Genomic DNA, 24,230 nt, shown 5'->3' on the forward strand with positions numbered 1-24,230 from the left:
TGCCATGATCTTTGCAGATATCTCACCAACAACATGGGTTCGTTGGTCAATTATGGTTGGCGATATCGCAGCGGTTTGCCGATCTCGACCTCCCGTGCCGAAGGCTGTGTCGACGACATCGGCAACACACGCATGGCCAAACGCAGGCGCATGAGATGGTCACCACGAGGAGCCCACAACGTCGCTGTCACCAGAGCCGCTGTTCTTGATGGGCGTCTGGCAGTCTAAAACACAACCATCGCAGCTTAGACCACCAAGTTTTGCCCACTCCCAAAATGCCGCAAAACGGCCGCAGTCTTACAGTTAACTGCTACGTCACAACAAGTCTTTCTCGGCGCTAGAAGAGTACGGAGATCGAAACAATTGAACCGAGAAAGCGATGACGATTGGCCCTTCCGTCAGCCTGCGCGTTACGGTGACAGCATCATGCGATGCAGCTGATCCATATCCGTGATCCTCTGATCGGCCGTGGTTGGCGCGATACCGGTATAGAGGCCGAGCCAGGCAACATAGGCGATGCGTGCTCGTGCCTTAGCGTCGCGCTTCGGTGTTCCTGCCTCACGCGATAGCTCAGCCATATAGGCGATGCGCGTTTCGTCCACACGACGTACAGTCTCGCGCGCATCTGCATCGCCTGCCGCCCATTCGCGCACACTCATCTCAAGTCGACCATCTTCGGATGCGCAGGTCCGCAGAAGACGACGCAAGCGATCCGAAGCCGTACCGCCGCCTTGCTCGTTGGTCTCGATCACACCTTCCGTTTCGCCTTCGACCCAACGGTCGAGAAGCGCACGCAAAAGGGCAGCCCGGTTTTTGAAATGCCAGTAAAAGCTGCCACGCGTGATCCCAAGCCGTTTGGCGAGCGGATCGACACGGACCGCAGAAACGCCGCCTTCCTCGAACATTTCATAAGCAGCGCTTACCCACGCATTTGGATCACGGTGTGATGAATTCGATGTGCCCATACAGTATGTATTGACATTTGAGGTGCGGACGTCAACAAAGTGTTCCATACACACTGTATGGAGACCCGCCATGAACACCGACACACCCCCTGAAGCAACACCGCACCGCACGCCAAAAGAGCAGGCCAATGTTACGACCGTTCTAAAAATGTTCGATGACGGTTGGGGAGCAAACGCCGGCTGGGAAGATGTGTGGCGTGCCAATGCTGCGCCGAACGTTCGAACCTATTTTCATTCTCATCCACCGATGGAAGGGCTGGAGGCTGCGATAGAATTCAATGCCGAGCTCTTCAAAGGTTTCCCCAGACTGGAGATGACGGTCGAGAACACCATTGCCAAGGAAGATGCGGTGATTGTGCGCGGCCGTCTTGTCGGCTCACAGGACGGCCCTTTTCTCGGCGCTCCGGCGTCAGGAGCCGCCGTCGACGTGCCGGATGTCACATTATTTCGTCTGGAGGACGGCAAAATCGTAGAAAGCCGCTACTTCACCGACCTGTTAGCCGTGATGATCGCCATCGGTGCTGTTAAGATAAAGGATTAACTGCGAGAGGCCAACTTTTGAAGGAAGGCTTCAAAGCTGTCGTTCATTAACTGGACCTTCAATCAAATGCCAATAGAGGCATTAACTTTGAATTTCTTTGCCGAGTGATACGCCGGCTCTTTTATTTTGACCACCCTGCCCCCGTGGCAGCTATGCGGCGCGGGGCATCGACACCCGAGAAGTATCGTCACCGTCACTTCTTGAGAGGAGCCTTTCGCAGCGCTTGCGGAGAACGGCGGGAATGAGGCCAACTGTAGAATCTGCGAGGCGCACGAATATCCGCTTCCTATGCCTCGGTTTCCAAGCTCTAACGTCGGACTATGTTGTAACCTTATTGCGCTTGGGAGCCGAGATGCCGCCGACTACCGAAACCGACCAACAGATGCCAGCCGAAGTGGAAGAGCAACCACTCCTTCTTTTAGTACTTAGTCTTCTTGCGGTCTTTGGCTGCATTGCGCTGGCTACCTCTATTCTCATCGCGGATTTTGTCGTTCCAAACCATGACTGGATTGCCGATACGATCAGCGATCTGGGCGCGGGACGCTACGAATTCATCGTCGATATCGGTCTATACACCTTCTCCGCCGCGTTAATTGGCCTTGCTGTATCGTCCGCGCACGTTCATCTCGGCGCCTGGGACTGGAGCGTCGGCATCATCGCACTCATTGTCTTTGGGCTGTTGGTGTTTTTAATCGGTGCCCGTAACGAATACGGCGATAGTGACAGTGACGGCTGGGTGATCCACATCTACCTAGTTTACGCTCTTGGCATCACGATGACCATCGCCTGCTTCGCCCTGGCGCGCGGGGCGGCACTGGCAAGTCCTCGATACCGTACAATACTGATCGCAACCGGAGTCGTCTGGGTCATCTCGGCTCCTGTGTTCTTCTTTTTGCCCACAGAAATCGACGGCATTTACGAGCGCTACCTCGGCATGTTGTCCTTCGTGCTTATACTGACCCTCGCACACCTCTTCTACCAGCGCTCCAAGCAGCGGAACGCAAGCTGATGTTCACCGACATTTCCGCTCTCGACGTCCTACTGCGTGGCACACTGCTTGCCTTTATCGGCCTTTTGTGGGTGGTGATCTGCGTGCGTGTTATCGGTCTGCGTGCATTTTCCAAAATGACTTCATTCGACTTCGTCACCACCGTTGCCATCGGTTCACTTCTTGCGGGATGTGTACAGGCGACGACTTGGAGCGCAATGGCGCAAGCTTTGATCGCCATCGCAGCTCTTCTTGGCGTCCAGTACGCAGTTTCTCGCACCCGCGCCAAACGTGATGATTTCGAGAGCATTATCGACAACACACCTACCCTATTGATGCGCGACGGTGAGTTTCTGGAAGCCGCACTCATACGCACCAGAACTTCGCGCAGTGACGTTATCGCCAAGCTTCGCGAGGCAAATGTTCTGCATGTCAGCGAAGTTCGCGCCGTCGTGCTCGAAGCCACCGGAGATATTTCTGTGCTGCACGGTGAGAGCTTGGACGATGTCCTCCTTAACGGAGTAACGACCGGCGCATGAGGTTTAGAGTGTGGCAATGCGAAAGCCGCCATTCGCTCTCTCGTTGAAAGGTCCTCTTTGTCCCGCATTATTTTAGTTGTGCTGTCAGAAATAGCTGATGGTGATCAGCGATAATTGGGTCCTATTATCGAGACCGACGAGACGACCCATCGATGGCAGGTCTCCAAGAAAAAAGCCCGGCGAAGACTCCATACTCGTAATAAGAACGCAGCATTGGTCTATCTGGCAAAAGCCGCGCGCCATGCTCTATAAAGACAACGGCTTCTTGACCGTCAAAAGGCGAAACCGTTGCGCCTTCACCGATCTTTCGGCGAAACCTTGTCCCAGATTAGTACTTGTCCTGACATCTCGGCTCGCCGCACCGGTAAACTACAAACACCGCCATCGTCCTCACCGAGGAACGATGGAACACCCGACCTGATCAACAGCGATCAGTCGGCGTGCAGTTCAACCCACGCCAGGAGCTGAGACCTGCGGGAGCAAGACAGCTACTGCGGCTCAACACTCTGGCATATCGAAGGAATACACGATGACAGTTTCAAGCCATCAAAAAATCCGCTCATCAGCCAGAACCCTTCTGGCCAGTGCCGCCACCGCCCTTGTTTTGGCCGTCCCAGCCTATGCCGATGGCCACACCGCGGCGTTTTCCGACATGCAATTCGATGCCAAAGTGAACTTGAACGCCTCCGAGTTAATCGGAGCCCGTGTCTACGTGTCCGAAATGGACATGAGCGACGGAATGCTGCCGCCGGAGAACGAGCGCAAGTGGGACGACATCGGGGAGATCCATGAAATCGTCTTGACCCGGGCAGGCGACGTGGGCTCCGTGATTGTCGATGTCGGCGGTTTCCTGGGCATCGGTGAGCGTGAGGTGGCAATTGACATGTCGCAACTTCAATTCGTCTCAGATGGTGAAGATGCATATGAATATTTCATCGTGGTGAACGCGAGCGTGGCCGGCGTCGAAGACGCTCCCGAATACCGGGGCGCCGACATGGAGACGGAGGCTGATGCGGACATGCGTGACGCCGATGAGCGTATGCGGCTGACAGCCCCTGCCGTGACACGTGACGGTTACGAGCCGGCTGAGATCGAGCAATTGACCACCGAAATGCTGACAGGGGCGCGCGTCTATAGCGCGGCAGACGAAGATATCGGCGAAGTCGGCGAGCTGCTTTTGAAAGATGACGGAATGATTGACCGTGCGGTTATCGATGTGGGCGGCTTTCTGGGGCTTGGCGAACACCACGTTGCCGTGACCATGGAAGAACTGACAATCCTGCAAAGTGATGGCGATTTGCGCGTCTACATCGATGCAACGCAAGAAGCGCTGGAAGCGCAGCCCGAATACGAAGGCTGACGCACAAGTTGATCCGGTAGGATGGACTCTAGATATATGCTGTCGCTGGAAGTCCGGCGGCAGCAGTCGTAATTCCAATTCTGTGTTTGCCCGTTGTGTAGCAGCCCCGCGGCGGCAGGGATTGCTGGATCAATTCAAGGCCCCAATCACGGGGATCAGAAAAGGAATTTAAGGCAATGACTGGAATAGGATGGATCGGCTCGCTAATCATCGGCGCGATTGCGGGCTGGATCGCGGAAAAGATCATGAAATCTGATCAGAGCCTGCTGATGAATATCGTATTGGGTATCGTCGGCGCGCTGGTGCTGAATTGGCTACTGATCGCGATCATCGGCACAACCTTGGGCGGCTGGATCGGTCAGCTCATCGTCGCCGCAGCCGGTGCATGTTTGCTGATCTATGTGGCACGATTAATCCGCCGCAAAACGTAATCTGATATCAGCTGGTAGCTCAACCTGCCAGCTGACGAGCGTATTGGTTGTTGGGAAGAATGAGCCTTCGGCGAAGCCCATCTGACCGAAAGTGGACGCGGGTCACGGCGTGCACATTAGCGGGACCGATCAAACCTTTTCGGGCTTGGTATCTGCGATTTCATCAAGGTCCCCGAGAAACCGTGCGAGGGTCTGCAAGGACTTTGTTTCATCGCAGGCGATCTTGAATACGATCAGGATGGGTAAGGCGACGATCATGCCGATGATCGACCATATCCAGGCAAAAAACGCGACGAAGAGGAAGACGACTGGTGTGTTCAAGCGCATCCTGCGTGAAATCACCAGCGGCGTGATGAACTGCCCTTCGATGGATGTCAGCACGATATAGGTGGCGAATACGCCTGCGGCCGCCCAAGTGCCATCGAGACTCACGAAGGCGACCGCGGCGGCGATGGTGGCCCCCATGAGGCCACCGAGGAAAGGGACGAAATTTAATCCGAACGCAATAAACCCGAAGATGATCGCGCTTGGCAGCCCCCAAAGCTGCATGGCGATGGTAACGGCCACGCCCAACCCCGCGTTGATGATTGCGATACCGCCGAGATAGTAACCCAACCGATCCTCGATCGCATGCACGACCTCAACGGCGCGCCGTTTGTTGGCAAACCGATCAAAACTCTGCACTGCCTTGGTCAGGAACATGTCGCCCGAGGCGATCAGGAAAAAGAGCAGGATAAGCGCAAACAGGATCCGGCTTAGGAAACCAGGCGCCATGCTGAACAGCGTGGCCGCAATCCCGGTGTTCGAGACAACTTCGACGGCCACAGTCTCCGCATCCTGATCCTCGATGATCCCCTCTGCCGCTACCGTCGCATCGTTGATGGCCTCAAGGGTCCCTCCTGCCGAGGCCAGCTTTTCCTTGATCTCTCCCATCAAAGACGGAAGGTCTTCGATGAATTGCGCTGCGGGTGCGCTGAGCTGGACGAGCAGCAGGACGATCAGAGCTGTCACTATCCCGGTGAACAAGGCGGCCGACGCGATAGGCGGGATCCCGATCCGGGCCAACAGCCTGCGGGGTCTGTTCAGCACAAAATATCCAAGACATGCCGCCGTCACCGGGATCAGAAAGTTACTGGCCCAGACCAGCGCCTGCAGCAGCAGGATGCCGAAGATACCGATAACGGCGATTTCCACACGCTTCGAACGTTTTTCAGCTACGGGTTGGCTATGTTCGGGGTCAATCTGCATTGTCTACTCGTTCACCGTGCGCAACGAACACAGTCGCCGCCATGGGGAAGTGATCCGAGCCGAAGTTCTCCAACCGGCGGAACGAGACCAACCCCACGTCTTTCGTCATGAACATCTGATCAATCGGCAAACGCATAAACGGATAATCCGCATGGAAACTCGAGATCATGCCGCGCCCTACCCGGGGTTCGAGAAGATCGCCATAGTCCTTGAACCTCTTGGTGGTCCACGACCAGGCGACATCGTTGAAGTCCCCCATTACGACGGTCGGCCGCTCGGACGACTGGGTCATCAATGCAGCGTCCTTGATCTGCTTGTCTCGTACCTCGGTCGTGTTGCCCGGCACCGGAGGGCGCGGGTGCAGGCCGATGAAGTTGAACAGGGTGCCGCTGGAGGACGTGAGCACCGCACGAACGGCAGGTGTATCATCACCCGCAGGCCATAGCATCTCGACGTGGGACGTTTGGAGCCGCGTGGCAAAGATCATTCCGTAGTGATCGTCAGCGATATGGGCTTCTACAGTCGGATACTGGCTGAGCACATCGGAGAGGGCAGTACTCCAGACCTCGTCAGTTTCCATGAGAAGCAAGACATCCGGGCGTTCGCGCTCCAAAATGGCAATCAGATCATCGTGCCGCTCGTTTTCCATCAGCACGTTCACCGACAGCAAGGTCATTTCCTCGTCTGGCGCCGGTGCGGACGCGATGTCGATCTCCGTCTTCGCAAGCGGCATGTAAGGAAAGATCTGTAGTCCTTGATAGACTACGACAGCGATAAGCACCGTAGAAAGCAGCGGCTTCAGGGGGACCGTGAAGGGCAGACTGACCAACAAGGTCAACAGTGCCGCCCCCGCGATGTGTAAGCGTGGAAAATCCCACATGCGGACCCACCACGTGACGCTGTTGGTCAATGGTAAGATCGTGGTGATGACAACGCAAAGGGCCACACCCCAGAACACCCAATTCAGCATGAGGGTGACTTTACCATCATGAGTTTGCGGTGTCGCCCAACGTATCGGCCTTCACCGCGTCGCGGGATCCCATAGGTTCATCGGGGCCTTTTGTCGTGTCCGCACGTGTTTGTGCTTCCATCTCGGCGTTCAATTCGGCGCCTAGCAGAATGATAAAGGCAGAAATCCAAAACCACATCAGCAAAACGATCACCCCAGCCAGTGTCCCGAAGCTTTCATTGTAAGAGCCGAAATTGCCGACATAGAAGGCAAAGCCCGCTGAAGCGATGACCCAGATAAGGCAGGCGACGACAGCGCCAGGCGAGGCCCATTTCCACTCCGGTTCATCACGAGACGGTGCATAGCGGTAAAGGACGGAGAGGCCAAAGACCGTCAGCAAGAACAATCCGATCCAAAGGCCGGCAGTCATCATGAATTCGAAGACGGCACCGAAGTCAAGGACGGCCAGAACGGCAGGCAGTCCAAGAGTGGCCATGAGAGCAACCAAAAGCCCGATCATAAGAAACAAGGTCAGGGCAAAGGTCACCAGCTTCAGTCGGATAAATCCGCGCTTCTCCTCCTCGTCATAGGCGACATTGATCCCTTCGATCAGGCTCGCCATCCCTTTCGACGCCGAATAGAGCGCAATCAGCACGCCAACAATCGCCGCAAGACCCAGCCCGCCTTCCCGCGACCCGGCCACCTCACTAGCCTGAGTGGTTACGATAGAAATCACCTCCTCCGGCATGAAGCCCGACAGGTTTTCCAACTGATCGACGATCTGGCTCGGCTCGACGATGAGACCGCTGATCGCGATGAGGGCCGTGATGGCGGGAAAGAGCGCTAGCAGGCCATAAAATGCAACTCCGGCTGCGATCAGACCCACCCGGTCAGCGGCGATTTCGTCTTTCACACGAAAGGCGATGTCCTTCCAGCCGAGGGCTGGAATCTCTGTTGGGGTCTCGACGGCGCGTCCGCGTGACATGGCAGAACCTCGGATTTGGAAGATGGATGAGAGTGGGAAAGGACCGGATGGCCCTCTCCCAATGCGGTCAGGTCTTGGGCTTGCCCAGGTACTTATCTTGCGCCTCGGACTTCGCCTTGTCTACAACCCGCTCCGCCGCGCCTTTAGCCTTGTCGCCAATCGCCTCAACGGCAGATTTGTCACCCGGCGCACCACTATCGAGATCGGCTTTGGTCTCGGATGCAATATCTTTGACCTCTTCCTTCACGGTGTCCGCCATGGACACCGCCTTCGCCTTTTCTTCCTCGAAGATGCGTTCGGCCTGGCTGAAGAGATCGTCACTCTGGGTCCCCATCAGGTCGTCTTCGGTTTTGGTGCGCGGAAGCGCACCACCCAGGGCCGCACCGACGGCAAGCGCGAGCGCGCCCACCACCAATGGCTGTTGGTCGTAGAAATCAGCAGCCGCATCGGTCCCCTGAGACATCGACCGCGCGGCGGAGCGGCGCATCTCGACGGCCTTTTGCCGTGCTGCGATGACGCGCTTGCGACCCTCTTCGGTCAAACCCTCGGTACCTTCGGCGATGCGGTTTCTCGCGCTCGACAGACCTTGTCTTGCAGACTGCGCTGCATCACCAACTGCATTCGTCGCAGAGGGCGCTGCGTCGCCCACCGAGGTGCCCACGCTTGCAAGCCCATCTTTCGCTGACTGTGTAGCGCCCACCGCTTTGTCCTTCATGGCCCCAGCACCGCTCGACAGAAGTTCACCCACCGAGGCGTCGCTGTCATCATAATCACGGGCCCAGGACGGCTCCGAGGCGGAGCGATCGGTGCTGTAGTTGGTTGGCGGCGTATACGACAGGCCCCGCGCTTCACGGGTGCGGCGGAACTCATGCTCTGCCGAACTGTAGCGGTCATCGTCATAGGAGGCGTAGCGTCGCGGCTGTGGTTGAGAGCCGCTGCCAAACATCAGCCACGCCAGGCCAATGCCGGTCAGTGCCAGTGGGATCGGGTTGGCTTTGACCTGATTGGAGATCGAGCGGCCCATATCGCCACCGTGTTCGCGAAACTGATCGCCGATTTGACGCACGACGGTATCAATGGAAAACTTGTCCTGCAGGTCCTCCAGATTGGAGGTCAGGTCCGACCGCCGCTCTTCGATTTCGCGTTCGATTTCTTTCGGACTACGCGTTTCATTTGTCATCGTAGGCTTCCTTCACGGCTGCGGCATCGCGCTGGACGTTCTTGACGGTCCGCGTCGGTGCAAGACTTGAAAGTTTCAGATCGTTGACGCCCTTGTTGATCAAAACAAAGGCGATGACGCCGAGAGCGGCACCGACGATCAGTGCAGACCATGCAGCATCGAGCCCCGCCTCGGTCAAGGCGGCCACGAGTGCGGCAGCCAACACATTCAATGCGACCAATGCGATGATTGCAGCACCCGCGATCAGACCAACGGCAACTCCGGCTTTGGTGACGTTTTCGCTGATTTCCGCGCGGGCGAGATCGACTTCGTTGCGCACCAGGCCGCTGACATTGGCCATCGCGTCCGCCAAGATACTACCAGCGCTTTTGTTTGTTGTGTCATCGCTCATGAGAAATCTCCGTGTCGCTCAATGCCGGGGGTACGAGGTAGCGCCTGCTGGTCTTGCGTGTTGGACGCCTTGGCAAATCGCGTGGCCGCAAAGCCGATCAATGCAGCACCCCCAAGGAAGACAAGCGGATTCTTGCGGGCGAAGGCGCTGACATCTTGCACCATCTCGCTGAGATCCTTGTTGCGCATGGCCTCGGAGGCATCCGCCAGCCCTTCGGCAATCTGGCCGAATGTGCGCTCCTGGGGTGAGCCGCTGCGCATCTCTTCGGCAGCTGTGCGCAAGGCGGATGCGACACCGGACATCTCGTCGGCGACTGATGATTTTGCAGTGTCCGCCTGGTCCTTTGCGGCAGACGCCGCGTTTTGGGCGACATCGCGCGCAGCGGTCTTCGCCTGGCTGCTCACGTCACTCGCCGTCTCTTTGGCCTGCGTTGCGGCAGACTTCGATGCGTCTGGATGGGGTGTATTCTGCGTCGTCATGTCATTCTCCAATTCAGGGTCAGAACAAGAAACTGATGACGGCCAAGACGACGACGATCAGTCCGATGAGGTAAAAAACGTTGTGCATTAGGGACTCCTCTTTCTGGGGATGATTAGGAGCATCCCCGCCAAAAACAGCTTAAGGAATTGTTTGCTTCCCCGAGGGCCGTAGACGCTAATCTGGTTTAGCATTTGCCCAATCGGAAGTTGTTCCGGGCATATCGTCCCTGTTGCGAAAGCCAATTCAAGCTAGCGTTGAGCTTTACCTCGAAAGGACGCTACATGAGCATCGACACGCTGGAAGACCTCTACCTCGAGCAACTCAAGGACATTTACAGCGCCAATAAGCAGGCTCTCGATATCACCAAAGAGATGGCAAAAGCGGCAACTGACGCGGATCTATCAGACGCCCTCCGCGCGGGTGCCGATGGCATTCAGGACGGCATCTCTACGCTAGAGAAGATCTCGGAAGGTCACGACGAAAGCCCGAGCGGTGAGCATTGCAAAGGCATGGAAGGTCTTGTCAAAGAAGCCCGCGCACACGCCATCGAAGAAACTTTTGGCGACGATGCCACCAAGGATGCGATGATCATCACGCAATATCAACGGCTCACGCATTACGCGATTGCCGGATATGGCTGTCTGGCGGCTTTTGCGGACCGCCTTGAACTGGATAATGACCTCGCAGCGCTCAAAACCTGCCTTGATGCGTCTTACGATGGCGACCGAACCATGACGGCGCTGGCCTCGGGTGGGATCAACAAAAGCGCGGTGGCCTGACCGCTAAGTCGATCTGGCAAGGTCTGCCGTTCCGGTGGTTTCCGCTCCGATTGCGGGCGGGAACCAGGACGTGTCCATGTCGACAAAGGCATTGACGAACTCACAGTCCTTTTCCCATTCATCCCGCTTGAGCAAGCGGATGTAGGGGCGCTCAATCTCCATTTCACCGTTCTCGGTAAAGCGACGCAACAGCTTGTTGACGTAAATCGACGTGAGACCAACAGCTTGCCCAATCTCGACCTGGCTAAAGGGGACCTGAAACCGGTTGCCGAGACCAATATTCGCGACGGCCAAACGGGACCGAAGCTGTAGCAGCCAGAACTTCAGCCTGCCCGACGCATCCATCGACCCCAGGCTGCTGGCGTGATGGCGCAACGCGATCTGATCGAGACTGCCGACCGCCGTAAGCAATGCACCCAGCCGGGGGTAGTCGCTGTAGAGTGGCGCGAGCCCACCACGCGGGAAAGGGCAGATCACGCCATCTGTCTGCATGACGACCCGATGGCTTGCGTGCGACGCTCCGATCTCCGCAAGGCCCATGACTTCTCCAGGCAAGTAGACGCGCAGAATTTGGCTGCGGCCATCGGAGCTGTCTGCCTTGACCACGGCCCACCCGGTTTTGAGAACCATGATCCCCTCGGTCCGGTCCCCGACACTGACGACCGGCCGGCCCTTCTTCCGAGGATGCTCATCCTTTTCCATCTCGGCAATAAAGGCACATTCGTGATCCGTAAGGGATACGAAACGCGATAGGCGACTGATGAGACAGCTCTCGTATTCTTCTGACATACGGAAAGTTAACACAGATTAAGGCACATCGCCTCGCCTAATCCGATCCAACCTGCGATACGCTGGGAAAGACTCCCACCTTTTTTGAAAAGAGCGCTCATGGATCTCATCCGCATCATCCTTTCCGTTATCATCCCGCCACTTGGCGTTTTTTTGCAGGTGGGCCTCGGGAAACACTTCTGGCTCAATATCCTGCTGACCTTGCTTGGCTACATTCCCGGTCTAGTACACGCGGTCTATATCGTTGCGCGCAAGTGAGTAAGGCACCAGCCGGCGAGATCGAGAAGCTTGACCACCTGTCGACGCTGCTCGACAGTCGGTTTCGCATACCGGGCACGCCCATACGGTTCGGGTGGGACTCGCTTCTGGGACTGATCCCCGGTGCAGGGGATCTCGCATCGCTCGGCCCCTCAGCCTACCTCATCTACAAGGGCTACCGTCTCGGCGCGCGCAAACGCACGATCCTGCGCATGACAGCAAACACTGGGCTTGACTTTGTCATCGGCGCCGCGCCGATCCTCGGCGATGTGTTCGACCTCGTTTTCAAAGCGAACAACCGCAACTTTGCACTGCTGCGTAGGGACCTGGCACATGCCTCGGTCAAGACGAAGGACGGTTCATGATTGTCGATATCGACGTACGGCTCGCTTGTGATATCAGCCAACCCGTTGACCTGATCCTGCAAGTGCGTGCACCGAGTTTCGCGGACCAGAATGTCCTGTCTGAGACTTTTGACGTTGGCAAACCGGAGCAACTTGCAGATATAGCGGCTGAAGCGGGTCTCGGCAGCCGGACGTTGCTCCGAACATCAGAATATTTTCCCTGTTCCTATGCGGCCAAGGTTGAGATCGACCGACCCTCTCTGGACGTCTCGGCGTTGGACAAGGTCCCGCCACATCTGCTTTCCGGCGATGTCGTCCGGTACCTGATGCCGTCTCGATACTGTCCCTCGGACGAGTTTCAGAGCTTTGTTGCAGCGGAGTTTGGTCACTTGGACGCGGGCCATCGGGTGGCTGCCATGCGCGATTGGATTTTCGAGCGCTTTGCCTATGTGCCAGGCTCCAGCAATGCACAGACAACGGCTATCGACACATTTGTCCAACGCCAAGGCGTCTGCCGGGATTATGCCCATGTCCTGATCACGCTCGCGCGCGCCTCCGCCATGCCGGTGGCATCCCAGATCGTGCGGATCGGGGTCGGTATGGACGCCGCAGAAGTTGCGTTCCTATCAAGCTTCGGTCCGATCTCTCTGATAGATAAATCGGTGAACGTGACGATTGCCGAAGCATAGGGTTTTCTATGCTGCCTGCGGTTTCGAAGCAGAAGTGTCAGGGAAATATACGCTGATTTCCTGACCACGGCATGCCGCATGATCCATCGCCAGGCGCGTCCAATCGATCATGGCAGCCTGCGACCAATCGGCTCCGCACTGAACTCCATCGCTCGCCATTCATTGACAGCAAGAGCGATCGCGACTTCGGACTAAATTCCGCTGTAAACAGTTTTCCAAAGCCTTGTCTGTACCGAACCTGACGCAAAGGTTCTGTGCGAAAGTGACGGCCAAGATCGTGTGGGCCGACTTGCAAGCCCTTCAGATGAGCCAGCCGCTCTACGGTTTGCGTAAAGCCAAGTTGGCCTGTGGCCCTACCCTTGCTTTGGTGCTTGGTCGCGATGGTCCGCGGCATGATCGCTGCACCCAATTCGACGCTTGAAGTCTTTCCTGCAGCATGCATGAGCACCACAGCCGTCACCAACGGCCTAGTGAGCCAACAGCATCTGTACAGCAGTGTAAGGCAAGTCGGCACAGTACTAGAAACTTAGCGATTTGACCGGCATTGGAAAAGGAGCAATTCATGGCAAAAGCTGGTCTTCGAGAGATCACCGCTTACAGCGAGGCCAACCGTTAGTTCATCAGTTCTCTACCGCACTTGTCATTGGCAGAGGTTCCTTAAACGTTAAGGTTCGATACGGGAACGGTATCTCAATGTTTGCATCATCGAGCGCACGTTTCACAGTGGCAACAACCTCATCCCGCGAAGCGCGTACCTCCACTGGTTTGGAACCACACCACCACGTCACCTCAAAGTTGATCGACGACGACGCAAATTCCTGCGCAAATATCTGAATCGGTTTGTCGCCTTGTAGAACTGTTCCACAGGTTGCGACTGCCTTGCTGATGACATCGCGGGCCTGATCTACATCGACATCATAGGCGACACCGCAGATGACCGTCATCCGCCGCGATACTTGATGGGTCCGGATCGTAACTGGATTTTTGAATAGGATCGAGTTTGGTACAATCACCAACTGTCCGTCAGTCTGTTGGATATGGCTTTCACGAATGGCGATATGCTGAACCTCGCCTTCGATACCCTCACACTCGATGAAGTCGCCAATACGCATTTCTCTGCGAAACAAGATTATGATACCGGCAAGGAAGTTCTCAAAGACATCCTTGAAGGCAAAGCCGATCGCGACTGACCCAATCCCAAGGCCGGCGAGTATGCTGGAGGGTGTCAGACCCGGAAAGACGATGACAGCAGCGATCATAAGTCCCAGAATCCAGACGAGGATTGATAACAGAAGTGAGAATAGTTCCTTGAGGCTGGGCCGGAGCCTGGTACGCGCCAGCACACGCTGGACCAAAAAGCCGATCAATTTGTTCAGTCCTGCTGTGAGAAGCACGACAAGTAAAGCAACTGCCATCTGCGGCAGCATTTCGATACTGCCCCGCGCAATCTCGCGTAGCTGCGTCATCAAAATCCTGATTGGCTCCACCAGATCCGACCTCTCGCTCTATCAGCGCAACACGCCATGTGGGTAGGATCTAGAGCGCCCCGGGATGAATTCATCTGGAACAGACGTTGCACGGATACTGGCAGGCCGCTGTGAGCCACTGGGATCCAAACGATCCACGCCATGTCATTCGCGCGCGCCATGCGCAACAGCATCGCGGGCTTACGTGACAGCACACTGCCCTGCCACTTACCCGGTTGAGCGTCCAAATGGGATCACCGCTCGGTGGTCAGCAAACGAAGAAGCGGTCCATCGCTCATCCATTGACCGGCGGCTCATTACGGAGTGATACCACGAGTGGAACGTCGTCGCCCCGAACCACCGTTTACCGCCTGTCGAATGCCGCGGCGGGACCACATCCAGACTTGTTGCAAAATCACGCGCCTTGCGGAACGTTCTAGGCGGCAGCGCTTGAATTCGTTGTCGTTGGCGTACCGCGACATCGAGCGTCCTTCCTTGTGGAAACAAACAAACCGATCTTGGCTCATGGTTGCCGTCAGCCGGGGGGACAGTCACATCCTTGGCATTCCTCAACAAGTCGACAAAGAGCTGAAAACCGGCAGCTAACGGACTACGGCAGCGGCTATACCGAGCCGACCCGAGGTCAGATTTTTGCTCAGAACAAGAAATGTCATCATGCCAAGCGGCGGGAGCGTCTTTTGTTCTTCGACCGTCAGCGTCGGTTCCTGCAAGACGGTTTCGATCACGAAATCGGAGTGCCAGCCGATGATGTTGGCAAAGGGCGCAGATATCCGTTCGAACAGCGCCAATATTCCTTTTGTGCGCATAAAGTGGTTTGTGATCACCACCTTGCCGCCCGGTTTTAAAACGCGGGAAATCTCAGACATCACGCGCTCCGGTTCGGGCACAACCGACAAGACATGCATCGTCGCAACCGTATCAAAGCAGTTATCGGGGAAATCCAATGTTCGTGCATCCATCTGGCGCAGAGCCACCACCTGGTCCAGCTGGTGGAAGTCGACCTTGCGTTGCGCTTTGGCCAGCATTTCCGCACTGAAATCAATACCTGTGACCTGTAGATCGGGGTTGTAATACTGCAAGGAAAGGCCGGTGCCAACGCCGACCTCAAGAACGCTGCCTCCAAGGCCATTGATGTACTCAACTGCCCGGCGCCTGCCGATATTCGTCACTGCACCGAAAGTCCTGTCATAGACCGGGGCCCAGCGAGCATAGGATGTTTGAACCGCTTCGATATCCAACTTAGTTTCACCGTTTGAGTTCTGAAGGCGGTTTCGTGAGCAGGCACCAGATCACCGTTCCGATGTAGCCGACACAAAGCACCACCAAAGTGATCCAAGCATAGGTCAGAAGCGCAGCACTGACAAAAGCGAAACCGACGAGAAAGAATTTGACGTTTTCACGGGAAATACGCGCCGTTTTAAATGACCAGGTTGGGATCCGGCTGATCATCAGCAAGCCCACCACGATCATATGGGCGCAGATGACCACATCCGGCAGCAGCGGCACGTCTGCAAAGGCAAAGGAAACGGACATCGGCAGCATCACCAGCAGCGCACCCGCAGGCGACGGAATACCGCTGAAGCATGCGCTTGGCAGGTTTTCACAATCGGCCTTGCTGTCGACGTTGAACCGAGCGAGACGCACGACGCAACAAATCGCATAGACCAGCACGGATATCCACGCGGCGCTTTGCATATCCTGCAGGGCCCAGAAAAAGATAACCAGTGGCGCGGCGACGCCAAAATTCACAAAGTCTGCCAGCGAGTCCAGTTCAGCTCCCATTTCGCTGTCGCTGCCAAGCAGCCGGGCAAGCCGTCCGTCCAGAAAGTCCAGCACGCAGGCCGCCACGATGAGCTGCACCGCCAGCGTATAGTTGCCCTGCACTCCGAACCTGATGGCTGAGATACCTGCACAGATTGCCGCGATTGTCAGCATGTTTGGTATAAGCTGTACCAGCGCAAAATCGGATATCGTTTTGTCGGGGCTATCGTTCATTGATCTACCGGCTGCCAGCCTTCTGATCTTTGCAGGTTTGCAAGAACGGTTTCGCCCGCAACCATCGTCTGGCCAATGCTGACCCTCGGCACCACGCCAGGGGGGAGATACACATCCAAACGCGAACCGAAGCGTATCAAGCCAAACCGCTCACCGGTTTGCAACACATCGCCCGGTTTGACGAAGCAGACGATACGACGGGCGACCAGACCTGCGATCTGAACAATCGCCAGTTCTTGGCCTTCTGAAGTTCGGATACAGAGACTGTTGCGTTCATTATCGGCACTTGCCTTGTCCAGTGATGCATTGAAAAACTTGCCGGGGCGATAGGTCACCGCGGTGATCTGACCTGCAATCGGGATCCGGTTCACGTGGCAATTGAAAACGTTCATGAAGACACTGACGCGGATCAGAGCCTTGTCTTCCATCCCCAGTTCGGCCGGCGGCACCGCCTGCTCGATCAGCGATATGATACCATCGGCAGGGCTGACGATCACGTCCGGAGATGTCGGCGTTACACGTTCGGGGTCACGAAAAAAATAATAACACCAGATGGTCAGGCCAACGCCAACCCATCCAAGAACTGGTGTGAACAGGAATAGACCAGCGGTAACGGCGGCGAAGATCCCGACGAATTTCAATCCCTCCGGGTGCATCGGCTTGATGAATGTGCCAAGCATATTCATACGCGACATTTCCCAACTCTGAAGCGCGATCCAGTCATAAAGATACCAAGTTTGAACGCAAGCTCATTTCGGGAAGTGCTCCAAGACAGTGCGCTGGTCGATCCGCTTTTCGGGTACTCAGGTTGCGCTCCCGAGGCTCTGCAAGAGCAGCTATGTGATTTGGTAAACGAACGGCACCGACTTAGCTATCGCTACCTGCACATCCTGCGCACTTGGTGCGCATCGAAGTGAACTGCAAGAAGCTGTTGCGGTGTTCCCGCGAAGAACAGCTAACAGGCCGCAGAAGCATTCGACGCCAGCTTGCCTTGGGCACAATGTGACCGATTCTGGTACTGGAGGGCGTCAACCAAGGATTGTCACTGGGCTCGTCTTTGACGCTTTTGTACAGCGGCTTCCGGCATCACCCCATCCGCCGATAGCCGAAACGGCGGCGTTTGTGCCAATGGTCTTCATCTCCGTGCAGATCTCAAGATTGTCAGGCGGACGATCACGCCGAAAGGTTTTGCAATCGACCCCGACAAGACGGCAGGCCCGACGTTGCGAGATGTCATGCTCTCGCTTCGCCTTAAGCACTGACGCTCAAGGAGACCAAGGCGGAGGCTGATCGCGCGGCGCCAGATGGAACGGCGGCCACCGACCGGTCAAACCGCCGCCAGAGGCTGAGCCCGACGATGGCCTTCTAAAGAACGGCGCTCCTCGTCAAGAGGAGCGCCACGAACTCATTACCGTAAGGATGTAAGGGTGATGCTGGGTGAGCGCTTGGGCTCAACCTTCGTAAGCGGGCTGATTTTCAAGGTTTTCCTTGGTTGAATCGATTTATAATCGAACATCGCCCCCTTCGCGCGGGCGCAAAATCTTCAGTTCATCCATGGTGACGGCGATGCGGTGCTCACCCATGCCGAGAAAACCGCCGGCCCCCAGGATCACCGCTTTGACCTCGCCGTCACGGCTCAGAACCACGTCGTTCACCTCACCAAGGTCGTCCCAGGTCCGTTCCGCATTGTCCTGCACTGTGCTTTCAGCGTTCATCGCATCGTACTCGGTTTCCGCCGAATAGATCCCCGTGCCGATCAGTTCTGATGCATAGAGATCGCCCGCGTTTTGAGACTGATAGGTCGTCATCATCCCGGAATGGGCATCGGCAAGCGCGGAGGTGGCGAGCAGGACGCCAAGTCGGGTCGGGGCATGAAGTCTTCTCATGGAACAGGTCTCCTTTGAACTTGCCGCTGGGTCCGCCAACCGAGTGGCAACAGGCCGTGCGCCTTTTGGTTTGCGCAGGCAAAGACCCGGCTGCACAACGCACCTTCTCCTCCCCCTACCGTCGCCACCATGATCGCCGACCTCTTTGATCAGATCGATCTTATTGAAGAACCCGGGCCGGCAGATGTGCCGATCCTGTTATCCAGCAGTGAGATCAGCGCCTTTGAAGCACGACCCATGCGCTCGCTGTCGGATTTCGCCGAAACGCTTGGCCAGAAAGGCGTCGGAGTGGCCCTGCGCGAGAGCAGCACCAGCCTCATCGCGATCTGCGAGCAGTTGACGGCGATCATGCCGCAAAAGAACGAACTGAGATGGAACGAATTACGTGTGTTCACCGTTAAGCCCGGCATGGACAACAGGGTGGGTGGCCAATGCTCTTCCTCAGTCTTCAACCCAACCGAAAGGAGAAATCATGAATAATCTCAAAGACGTCTACATCGACCAGCTACAGGACCTATACAGCGCCAACAGCCAGTCGGCGGAAGTGACCGAGGCGCTCGCCGATGCCGCAACCGACGAAAACCTGCGCGTGCTGCTTCAGAAAGGCGTGTCGGGGATCCGCGACGGCATGGAGCAGGTTGCGGGGCTCATTCGGGGACATGACGCCGACCCTAACGGAGAACACTGCAAAGGGATGGAAGGCCTCGTGCGCGAGGCGCGGGCACATGCGCTGGAGGAAGACTTCGGTGACGACGCGGCCCGCGATGCGATGATCATCACCCAGTATCAGCGTATGGCACACTATGCGATAGCGGGTTACGGCTGCGTAGTTGCCTTTGCTGGCCGCCTCGATCTGAAGGAAGATATCGGCACCCTCCAGGACTGCCTTGACGCTTGCTACGACGGTGATCGGCAGATGACGGAGCTTGCAACGTCAGACATCAACGCGGCAGCGGCATAGCCCGCAGCCCGGCGGCTGCCCCGCCACAGGCCGCCGGGCGCCATACCGAAGAGCCCCGGTGGGGCTCGCGCACCAAGGCGCATGGTGGAAGACACTTGAAACCTGCACAGCGGCACCAATTGGGAGGAACGCCCTGGCGGATAGGGCGTTGAGGCTGGAGCCAAGCAGGAGCATAGCATTATGTCAGATCGTCCCTTTGCAATCATCGTTGGCGGCAGCGCCGGAGTTGGGCGCGCCATCGTCGATACTCTGCTGGGTCGCGGCTACAGCGTGGGCGTCGTGGCCCGCGGGCAGGAACGGTTGCAACAACTAGAGGCGATCGACCACATTACGACGGCTCCTGCGGACGCCGGCGACGCGGCTGCGCTGCGATCTGCCATAGAGAGCTTGATTGCGGGCGGAGGCACGCCGACCGTCTGGATCAATTGCGCGATGACCACCGCCTTTTCACCCTTCGACAAGATGTCACCGGAGGAGTTCGACAAGATCGTGCGAACGACGTTTCTGGGGCAGGTCAATGGCACTCGGATCGCGCTGGAGATGATGAAGACGGGTCACATTGTGCACGTTGGCTCCGGTCTTGCCTACCGGCCTGTGCCCTTCCAATCGGCTTATTGCGCAGCCAAACATGCGATCAACGGTTTTGTCGGCGCGGTGCGCTCTGAAGTAATTCGGGACGGGCGCGACATTAACCTGTCGCTGGTCCAGCTACCGGCGATCAACACCCCGCAGTTCGATTGGGCGCGTAACAGGCTGTCGATGAAGCCACAGCCTGCCCCGCCCATTTTCTCGCCCTATCTGGCAGCCGACGGGGTAATGCAGGCCATCGACAAGCGACAGCGTGAGGTCTTCGTCGGCACATCCGTCTTCAGGCTGATTTTCAGTGATATGATCCTACCTGCCTTTCTGGACCGCAAACTGGCCGGCGCAGGGGTTGAGATGCAGAAATCCGACCGGCCGGAGCCGGGCGGGCGACCCGACAACCTCTTTGAACCAGTGGCCTATGACGCCAGCGCCAAAGGATCGTTTACGGATCGTGCCGAACGGCAAGGTGTCGTCATGGATGCAGATCTTGCACGCAAGGCGTTTTTCGGCGCGATCGTGGCCACGAGCTTTATTCTTGGGCTGATCCTGGGGTGAGCTTCCAGATAGCGACCGCACGGCCCAGAACGTCCCCCGTGCTGGGCTGGCTGGACATGAAGGGCGGGTCTGCCGCCGTCTGATAGGTTTGATCGCCGTAATTGATCACTATCTTCCACGTGGCTTCATTCGTCGCAATACGGCAAATCAGCACGTCACCGTCCTGCCGATGCTCCGTCACCGTCGCCTCGCCCCACCCATTTTCGCGACGCGCCGCCAATGCGGACCGGTAAAACCCCAAGGTACTCTGCTCGGATTGTGCGCTGACACAGCGATCCCGCGACCAGCGCATCGGAAGCCAGGGTGTGCCGTCGGTAAAGCCAAACTGCGGCGCATCGGACCACGGAAGAGGGACGCGTGCGCCTTCCCGGCCGGGGCCGTCGGGCCAGAATATCAGATCGAAGGGATCAGTCGTCTCGTCCTGCGACAGGGTTGCCTGGGGAAGGCCCAGCTCTTCGCCCTGGTAGATGAGCCACGGCCCAGGCAGCACCGCCATCATCAGGGTAAAAAAGCGTGCGTCCCGATCCGATCCGTCGCCGCGGGCAGAGATATGCCGGGGTTGGTCGTGGCTTGATAGCCATTTCACGTGGCGGCTCAGGTCCTCGATGGTCTCAAAGAGGTGCTCCAGCATATCCGGATCCGCGCCACTCTCGGGCATATCGACGGTATAACACCCGTTTAGACGCCCCGGTTCGGTGAAATCCAGTGTCAGCCGCAGGGAATTGTTGCCCGAATTGTTTTCGCCGATCAGGTAGGCGTCGTCTCTGGCCCAGGCGCGGAGTTTCTCCGCGTATTTCGCGCCGTCGCCGGGCAACATATCATAGACGTGATCCTGATAACTATAGGGCACGAAATTGGCCCCAAAGACCCTATCCTGCACATCCTTCGACGCTGGAGGATTGTCCTTCATGCTTTCGTCGAAGAGATACGAGGTCACGGCATCAAAGCGAAAGCCGTCCACGCCTTTGTCGCGCCAGAACTGTATTTCCTGCCGGTGCATTTCCTGCACCTTATCGTTCCGCAGATCGAGAGAAGGTTGGCAAGAAAGAAACTGGTGAAAATAGTACTGCCGCCGCTTGTGATGCCATGTCCAGCCAGACGGGCCGAAGAGGGAGAGCCAATTGTTCGGAGGCGTGCCGTCTTCCTTGGGGTCGCGCCAGACGTAACACTCGGCTGCGACCTCATCACCGTTGATCGACGCCTGAAACAGCGGATGTCGGTCGCTGGTGTGATTGAGCACCTGATCGATCATGACCAAAAGTCCACACCGCTTGGCGGCTGCGACCAGATCATCGAAATCGGACATGGTGCCGAACCGAGGCTCCACTGCCATGTGATCGACGATGTCATATCCGCCGTCGATCATCGGCGACACAAAAAACGGGCAGAGCCATATCGCGTCGACACCTAGGTCGGCGATATAGCTCATGCGGTCCGTGATGCCCCGCAGATCCCCCTCGCCCGATCCAGTGCTATCCTGGAACGAGCGGGGGTAGATCTGGTAGATGACGGGGTTGTCAGGCCATGTCCTGTCAGCCCCCAACGATCATGCCACCATTGGGGTGCAGGGTCTGACCGTTGAAGTAGTTGCCGTCGGAGGACGCGAGAAAGAGATAGCTGGTCGCGACCTCCCACGGCTGCCCCGCGCGGCCCATTGGCACGGCGCTGCCGAAATCTTCTACCTGTTCGGCGGGCATCGTGCCGGGGATGAAGGGGGTCCAGATGGGGCCGGGCGCGACGGTGTTCACGCGAATGCCCTTATCGGCGAGGTTCTCCGCCAGCGAGCGGGAAAATGCCAAGCTGGCCCCGCGGGTGGTTGAGTAGCTGATAAGAGACCCCATACCGGCAAATGCATTGACCGATGACGTGTTGATGATGCTGTCCCCTCCGCTCAGATGCGGCAGCGCCGCCTGGGTGCAAAAGAAATAGGACATCACATTGCTGTCGAAGGTCCGGCGCAGCCGCTCCTCGCTCAATTCGGTAAGATCCTGATCCAGCCACTGCATCGCCGCATTGTTGATGAGAATGTTCAGCCCACCGAATGTGTCGACCGTCTTTGTTACCGCAGTAGTGGCATGTTCCTTGTCGGCCAGATCGCCGCAAATGAGCAGCGCCTCAGATCCTTCGGCCTCCACCAACTCTTTGGTCGTCTCCGCATCCTGATCTTCATCGTAGTAGGCAATGGCAACCTTGGCGCCTTCGCGCGCGAACAGCACCGCGATGGCTCGCCCGATGCCGCTGTCGCCGCCGGTGATCAGGGCAACCTTATCCTTGAGCTTCCCAACACCCGGATGGCGGGGCATGTAATCGGGCGCCGGGTCCATCGGGTGCTCCTCAGCAGGCATGCTGTTTTGCGACTGCGGGGGAATTTTGACGTGCTCGTTCATGGCAATGTCCTTTTTTGCTCGTTTCCGATTGGCATGAGCACAGAACCTACGAGCGCGTCATTTCGTTCCCGACACTATATTGATCACGCGTCGCGCAGAAGCGTAACTACAGCGCGCGCTCTGGCGTTCGCCGAGAACAGGAGAATTTATGACCCACAAAATTACCTTGCTCGACCGTGTGCAGCTCACCCACGATACGCATCACTACGTTTTCACAAAGCCCGACGGCTATGCCTTCAAACCCGGTCAGGCGACGGACCTTGCCATTGACCGGGACGGCTGGCGAGATGAGCAACGTCCCTTCACCTTTACCAGTGCGCCAGAGGCCGCGGCGCTCAGCTTTGTAATCAAAAGCTACTCCGACCACGATGGCGTGACGAAGGCGTTATCCGATCTCGCACCGGGACAAACTGTTTTGATCGGTGACGCCTGGGGCGCTATCGACGACAAGGGCCCCGGTGTATTTATCGCGGGTGGCGCGGGCATCACGCCCTTCCTTGGCATTCTGAAGGATCGGGCGCGTGAGGCGAAGCTGGATGGCTCTCACCTCATCTTCGCCAACGAGGCACCAGAGGACATCATTCTTCAACCTTTCTGGGAAGGCCGACCCGATCTCAAAACCACCTTTGTCGTCGGAAAGAACGCGGGGCCCGCTCACCGTGAGGGGCAGATCGATGCGGCGCTTCTCGATGATGTGGTCGATGATTGGGAAGGGCGATTTTATCTCTGCGGTCCGCCCAAGATGGAGGAAAGCGTGGCCGAGCTTCTCGCTGCCCGCGGCGTAAGTGGCGGCCGTCTGATCCGCGAGGAATAGATCGGCTGCGGGCGAGGGTCGTTGGGGAGTGGGCAAAACTTGGGGGTCTTATACGGCGATCCCTTGATTTGAGACTGACAGATGCCCATCGAGAACAGCAGCTCTGGTGACGGTCACATTGTGGGCGCCGCTTGGTGACCATCTCATGCGCTTTCGCTTTCCCATCCGCGCGTTTCCGATGTCGTCGATGCAACCTTCGGCACGGGACGTCGAGATTGGCAGACTGCTGCGGTATCGCTCGCCATAATTGACCAACGAACCCATGTTGTTGGTGAGATAACTGTGGAGATCACGGCATCGCGCCAGCGCCCTCTTCGCTTGATCTCGAACCGCGAAATCGTATTTTGCAAGTCTCGCGCAATCAATGATCAGCCATTGAAGGTGAGTGGCGGCGGCCTGAATTTTGCCGTGCCCAAAGATTCCACCTCAGTGTCTCGGCCGGAATGATAAAAATCGCCATTGTTCCCGGGAAGTCTTTCCTTTGAACGAGGCCCTTGTTGGCGTTCGCCACATGCTGAACTCGCATCGAGATGTGCCACCAATCGAGGATGTGTCTTACCTTTCCTTTGGCGATTATATACTTGACAAACCCACGGGTATTTCCTATCTCTAATTCATAGAGTTAAAGGAAAATACCATGTCTG

The 24,230-nt window shown here is 57.1% G+C and carries 28 protein-coding genes and 3 pseudogenes; 14 read left to right on the plus strand and 17 right to left on the minus strand.

What is annotated here, in order from left to right; translation table 11 throughout:
• Positions 1-228, plus strand: a pseudogene (locus Q1A53_RS21930) (ISKra4 family transposase); the annotation flags it as partial.
• 182 nt (positions 229-410) lie between these two features.
• Here Q1A53_RS21930 and Q1A53_RS21935 read toward each other — a convergent pair.
• Positions 411-965: a TetR/AcrR family transcriptional regulator gene (locus Q1A53_RS21935; RefSeq protein ID WP_299971036.1), complete on the minus strand. Its 555-nt coding sequence runs from the start codon at positions 963-965 to the stop codon at positions 411-413.
• Positions 966-1,035: 70 nt separating this feature from the next.
• Here Q1A53_RS21935 and Q1A53_RS21940 point away from each other — a divergent pair, with 70 nt between their 5' ends.
• From Q1A53_RS21940 to Q1A53_RS21960, 5 genes are all read left to right on the plus strand, one after another.
• Entirely contained in the window at positions 1,036-1,506 is a 471-nt protein-coding gene (locus tag Q1A53_RS21940; protein ID WP_299971039.1) for an ester cyclase, read from the plus strand.
• 352 nt (positions 1,507-1,858) lie between these two features.
• Positions 1,859-2,515, plus strand: coding sequence for a DUF998 domain-containing protein (locus Q1A53_RS21945; RefSeq protein ID WP_299971042.1), 657 nt, complete (start codon positions 1,859-1,861; stop codon positions 2,513-2,515).
• On the plus strand, positions 2,515-3,033 hold the full coding sequence (locus Q1A53_RS21950; RefSeq protein WP_299971045.1) for a YetF domain-containing protein: 519 nt from the start codon (positions 2,515-2,517) through the stop codon (positions 3,031-3,033). Before Q1A53_RS21945 ends, Q1A53_RS21950 begins: the two co-directional genes overlap by 1 nt.
• A 529-nt stretch (positions 3,034-3,562) precedes the next feature.
• Positions 3,563-4,393, plus strand: coding sequence for a PRC-barrel domain-containing protein (locus Q1A53_RS21955; RefSeq protein WP_299971048.1), 831 nt, complete (start codon positions 3,563-3,565; stop codon positions 4,391-4,393).
• Positions 4,394-4,569: 176 nt separating this feature from the next.
• Positions 4,570-4,824, plus strand: coding sequence for a GlsB/YeaQ/YmgE family stress response membrane protein (locus Q1A53_RS21960; RefSeq protein ID WP_299971051.1), 255 nt, complete (start codon positions 4,570-4,572; stop codon positions 4,822-4,824).
• A 129-nt stretch (positions 4,825-4,953) separates the two neighbouring features.
• Here the strand turns inward: Q1A53_RS21960 and Q1A53_RS21965 are convergent, their stop codons facing one another.
• The 6 genes from Q1A53_RS21965 to Q1A53_RS21990 all read right to left on the minus strand — a co-directional run bounded on the left by Q1A53_RS21965 (position 4,954) and on the right by Q1A53_RS21990 (position 10,056).
• On the minus strand, positions 4,954-6,018 hold the full coding sequence (locus tag Q1A53_RS21965) for an AI-2E family transporter (protein WP_299971054.1): 1,065 nt from the start codon (positions 6,016-6,018) through the stop codon (positions 4,954-4,956).
• A 43-nt stretch (positions 6,019-6,061) separates the two neighbouring features.
• A complete protein-coding gene (locus Q1A53_RS21970) occupies positions 6,062-7,042 on the minus strand; it encodes an endonuclease/exonuclease/phosphatase family protein (protein ID WP_299971057.1) in 981 nt (326 codons plus the stop codon).
• A gap of 16 nt (positions 7,043-7,058) precedes the next feature.
• Positions 7,059-8,006, minus strand: a complete 948-nt coding sequence (locus tag Q1A53_RS21975; RefSeq protein ID WP_299971060.1) for a YihY/virulence factor BrkB family protein — start codon at positions 8,004-8,006, stop codon at positions 7,059-7,061.
• A gap of 67 nt (positions 8,007-8,073) precedes the next feature.
• On the minus strand, positions 8,074-9,186 hold the full coding sequence (locus Q1A53_RS21980) for a DUF3618 domain-containing protein (protein WP_299971063.1): 1,113 nt from the start codon (positions 9,184-9,186) through the stop codon (positions 8,074-8,076).
• Entirely contained in the window at positions 9,176-9,577 is a 402-nt protein-coding gene (locus Q1A53_RS21985; protein WP_299971066.1) for a phage holin family protein, read from the minus strand. The genes Q1A53_RS21980 and Q1A53_RS21985 overlap by 11 nt, the downstream gene beginning before the upstream one ends.
• Positions 9,574-10,056: a hypothetical protein gene (locus Q1A53_RS21990; protein ID WP_299971068.1), complete on the minus strand. Its 483-nt coding sequence runs from the start codon at positions 10,054-10,056 to the stop codon at positions 9,574-9,576. The genes Q1A53_RS21985 and Q1A53_RS21990 overlap by 4 nt, the downstream gene beginning before the upstream one ends.
• Positions 10,057-10,338: 282 nt before the next feature.
• Between Q1A53_RS21990 and Q1A53_RS21995 the strand changes: the two genes are divergently transcribed.
• Entirely contained in the window at positions 10,339-10,836 is a 498-nt protein-coding gene (locus Q1A53_RS21995) for a ferritin-like domain-containing protein (RefSeq protein WP_299971072.1), read from the plus strand.
• Between the two features lie 3 nt (positions 10,837-10,839).
• On the opposite strand, the gene Q1A53_RS22000 is transcribed toward Q1A53_RS21995, so the two are convergent.
• Complete coding sequence (locus Q1A53_RS22000; protein ID WP_299971075.1) at positions 10,840-11,538, minus strand: Crp/Fnr family transcriptional regulator; 699 nt, start codon at positions 11,536-11,538, stop codon at positions 10,840-10,842.
• Between the two features lie 186 nt (positions 11,539-11,724).
• Here Q1A53_RS22000 and Q1A53_RS22005 point away from each other — a divergent pair, with 186 nt between their 5' ends.
• Genes Q1A53_RS22005 through Q1A53_RS22015 form a run of 3 tightly spaced genes read left to right on the plus strand, consistent with a single transcriptional unit; the run spans position 11,725 to position 12,916 of the window.
• Complete coding sequence (locus Q1A53_RS22005; RefSeq protein ID WP_219505193.1) at positions 11,725-11,883, plus strand: YqaE/Pmp3 family membrane protein; 159 nt, start codon at positions 11,725-11,727, stop codon at positions 11,881-11,883.
• Complete coding sequence (locus tag Q1A53_RS22010) at positions 11,880-12,248, plus strand: DUF4112 domain-containing protein (protein ID WP_299971078.1); 369 nt, start codon at positions 11,880-11,882, stop codon at positions 12,246-12,248. The genes Q1A53_RS22005 and Q1A53_RS22010 overlap by 4 nt, the downstream gene beginning before the upstream one ends.
• Positions 12,245-12,916, plus strand: a complete 672-nt coding sequence (locus Q1A53_RS22015; protein ID WP_299971081.1) for a transglutaminase family protein — start codon at positions 12,245-12,247, stop codon at positions 12,914-12,916. Before Q1A53_RS22010 ends, Q1A53_RS22015 begins: the two co-directional genes overlap by 4 nt.
• 620 nt (positions 12,917-13,536) lie before the next feature.
• On the opposite strand, the gene Q1A53_RS22020 is transcribed toward Q1A53_RS22015, so the two are convergent.
• The 6 genes and pseudogenes from Q1A53_RS22020 to Q1A53_RS22045 form a co-directional block, all read right to left on the minus strand.
• On the minus strand, positions 13,537-14,382 hold the full coding sequence (locus tag Q1A53_RS22020; RefSeq protein ID WP_299971084.1) for a mechanosensitive ion channel family protein: 846 nt from the start codon (positions 14,380-14,382) through the stop codon (positions 13,537-13,539).
• Between the two features lie 602 nt (positions 14,383-14,984).
• Positions 14,985-15,641 carry a class I SAM-dependent methyltransferase gene (locus tag Q1A53_RS22025; protein WP_299971087.1) on the minus strand — a complete coding sequence of 219 codons (657 nt, stop codon included), beginning with the start codon at positions 15,639-15,641 and terminating at the stop codon, positions 14,985-14,987.
• A gap of 7 nt (positions 15,642-15,648) precedes the next feature.
• The gene (gene pssA / locus Q1A53_RS22030) at positions 15,649-16,398 is read right to left on the minus strand and encodes a CDP-diacylglycerol--serine O-phosphatidyltransferase (protein ID WP_299971090.1); all 750 of its coding nucleotides are present in this window, start codon (positions 16,396-16,398) and stop codon (positions 15,649-15,651) included.
• Positions 16,395-17,084, minus strand: coding sequence for a phosphatidylserine decarboxylase (locus tag Q1A53_RS22035; RefSeq protein WP_299971093.1), 690 nt, complete (start codon positions 17,082-17,084; stop codon positions 16,395-16,397). The genes pssA and Q1A53_RS22035 overlap by 4 nt, the downstream gene beginning before the upstream one ends.
• Before the next feature lie 403 nt (positions 17,085-17,487).
• Positions 17,488-17,660, minus strand: a pseudogene (locus Q1A53_RS22040) (IS3 family transposase); the annotation flags it as partial.
• 240 nt (positions 17,661-17,900) lie between these two features.
• Positions 17,901-18,284: a PRC-barrel domain-containing protein gene (locus tag Q1A53_RS22045; RefSeq protein ID WP_299971095.1), complete on the minus strand. Its 384-nt coding sequence runs from the start codon at positions 18,282-18,284 to the stop codon at positions 17,901-17,903.
• Between the two features lie 129 nt (positions 18,285-18,413).
• On the opposite strand from Q1A53_RS22045, the gene Q1A53_RS22050 reads away from it, so the two are divergent.
• The 3 genes from Q1A53_RS22050 to Q1A53_RS22060 all read left to right on the plus strand — a co-directional run bounded on the left by Q1A53_RS22050 (position 18,414) and on the right by Q1A53_RS22060 (position 20,385).
• Entirely contained in the window at positions 18,414-18,764 is a 351-nt protein-coding gene (locus tag Q1A53_RS22050) for a hypothetical protein (RefSeq protein WP_299971098.1), read from the plus strand.
• Positions 18,757-19,245 carry a DUF892 family protein gene (locus tag Q1A53_RS22055; RefSeq protein WP_299971101.1) on the plus strand — a complete coding sequence of 163 codons (489 nt, stop codon included), beginning with the start codon at positions 18,757-18,759 and terminating at the stop codon, positions 19,243-19,245. The genes Q1A53_RS22050 and Q1A53_RS22055 overlap by 8 nt, the downstream gene beginning before the upstream one ends.
• A gap of 180 nt (positions 19,246-19,425) precedes the next feature.
• Positions 19,426-20,385, plus strand: a complete 960-nt coding sequence (locus Q1A53_RS22060; protein WP_299971104.1) for an SDR family oxidoreductase — start codon at positions 19,426-19,428, stop codon at positions 20,383-20,385.
• On the opposite strand, the gene Q1A53_RS22065 is transcribed toward Q1A53_RS22060, so the two are convergent.
• Together Q1A53_RS22065 and Q1A53_RS22070 are read right to left on the minus strand one after the other, a co-directional pair.
• Entirely contained in the window at positions 20,360-21,928 is a 1,569-nt protein-coding gene (locus tag Q1A53_RS22065; RefSeq protein WP_299971107.1) for an alpha-amylase family glycosyl hydrolase, read from the minus strand. The two genes, Q1A53_RS22060 and Q1A53_RS22065, sit on opposite strands and share 26 nt — an antisense overlap.
• Positions 21,918-22,772: an SDR family oxidoreductase gene (locus tag Q1A53_RS22070; protein WP_366873031.1), complete on the minus strand. Its 855-nt coding sequence runs from the start codon at positions 22,770-22,772 to the stop codon at positions 21,918-21,920. The genes Q1A53_RS22065 and Q1A53_RS22070 overlap by 11 nt, the downstream gene beginning before the upstream one ends.
• Before the next feature lie 148 nt (positions 22,773-22,920).
• Between Q1A53_RS22070 and Q1A53_RS22075 the strand changes: the two genes are divergently transcribed.
• Positions 22,921-23,586 (plus strand): FAD-binding oxidoreductase, encoded by a 666-nt coding sequence (locus tag Q1A53_RS22075; protein WP_299971113.1) that lies wholly within the window; start codon positions 22,921-22,923, stop codon positions 23,584-23,586.
• A gap of 48 nt (positions 23,587-23,634) precedes the next feature.
• Here the strand turns inward: Q1A53_RS22075 and Q1A53_RS22080 are convergent.
• A pseudogene (locus Q1A53_RS22080) lies at positions 23,635-24,154 on the minus strand (ISKra4 family transposase); the annotation flags it as partial.
• Between the last annotated feature and the right edge of the window lie 76 nt (positions 24,155-24,230).

The organism is uncultured Roseobacter sp., from assembly GCF_947496515.1.
GTDB lineage: Bacteria > Pseudomonadota > Alphaproteobacteria > Rhodobacterales > Rhodobacteraceae > Roseobacter.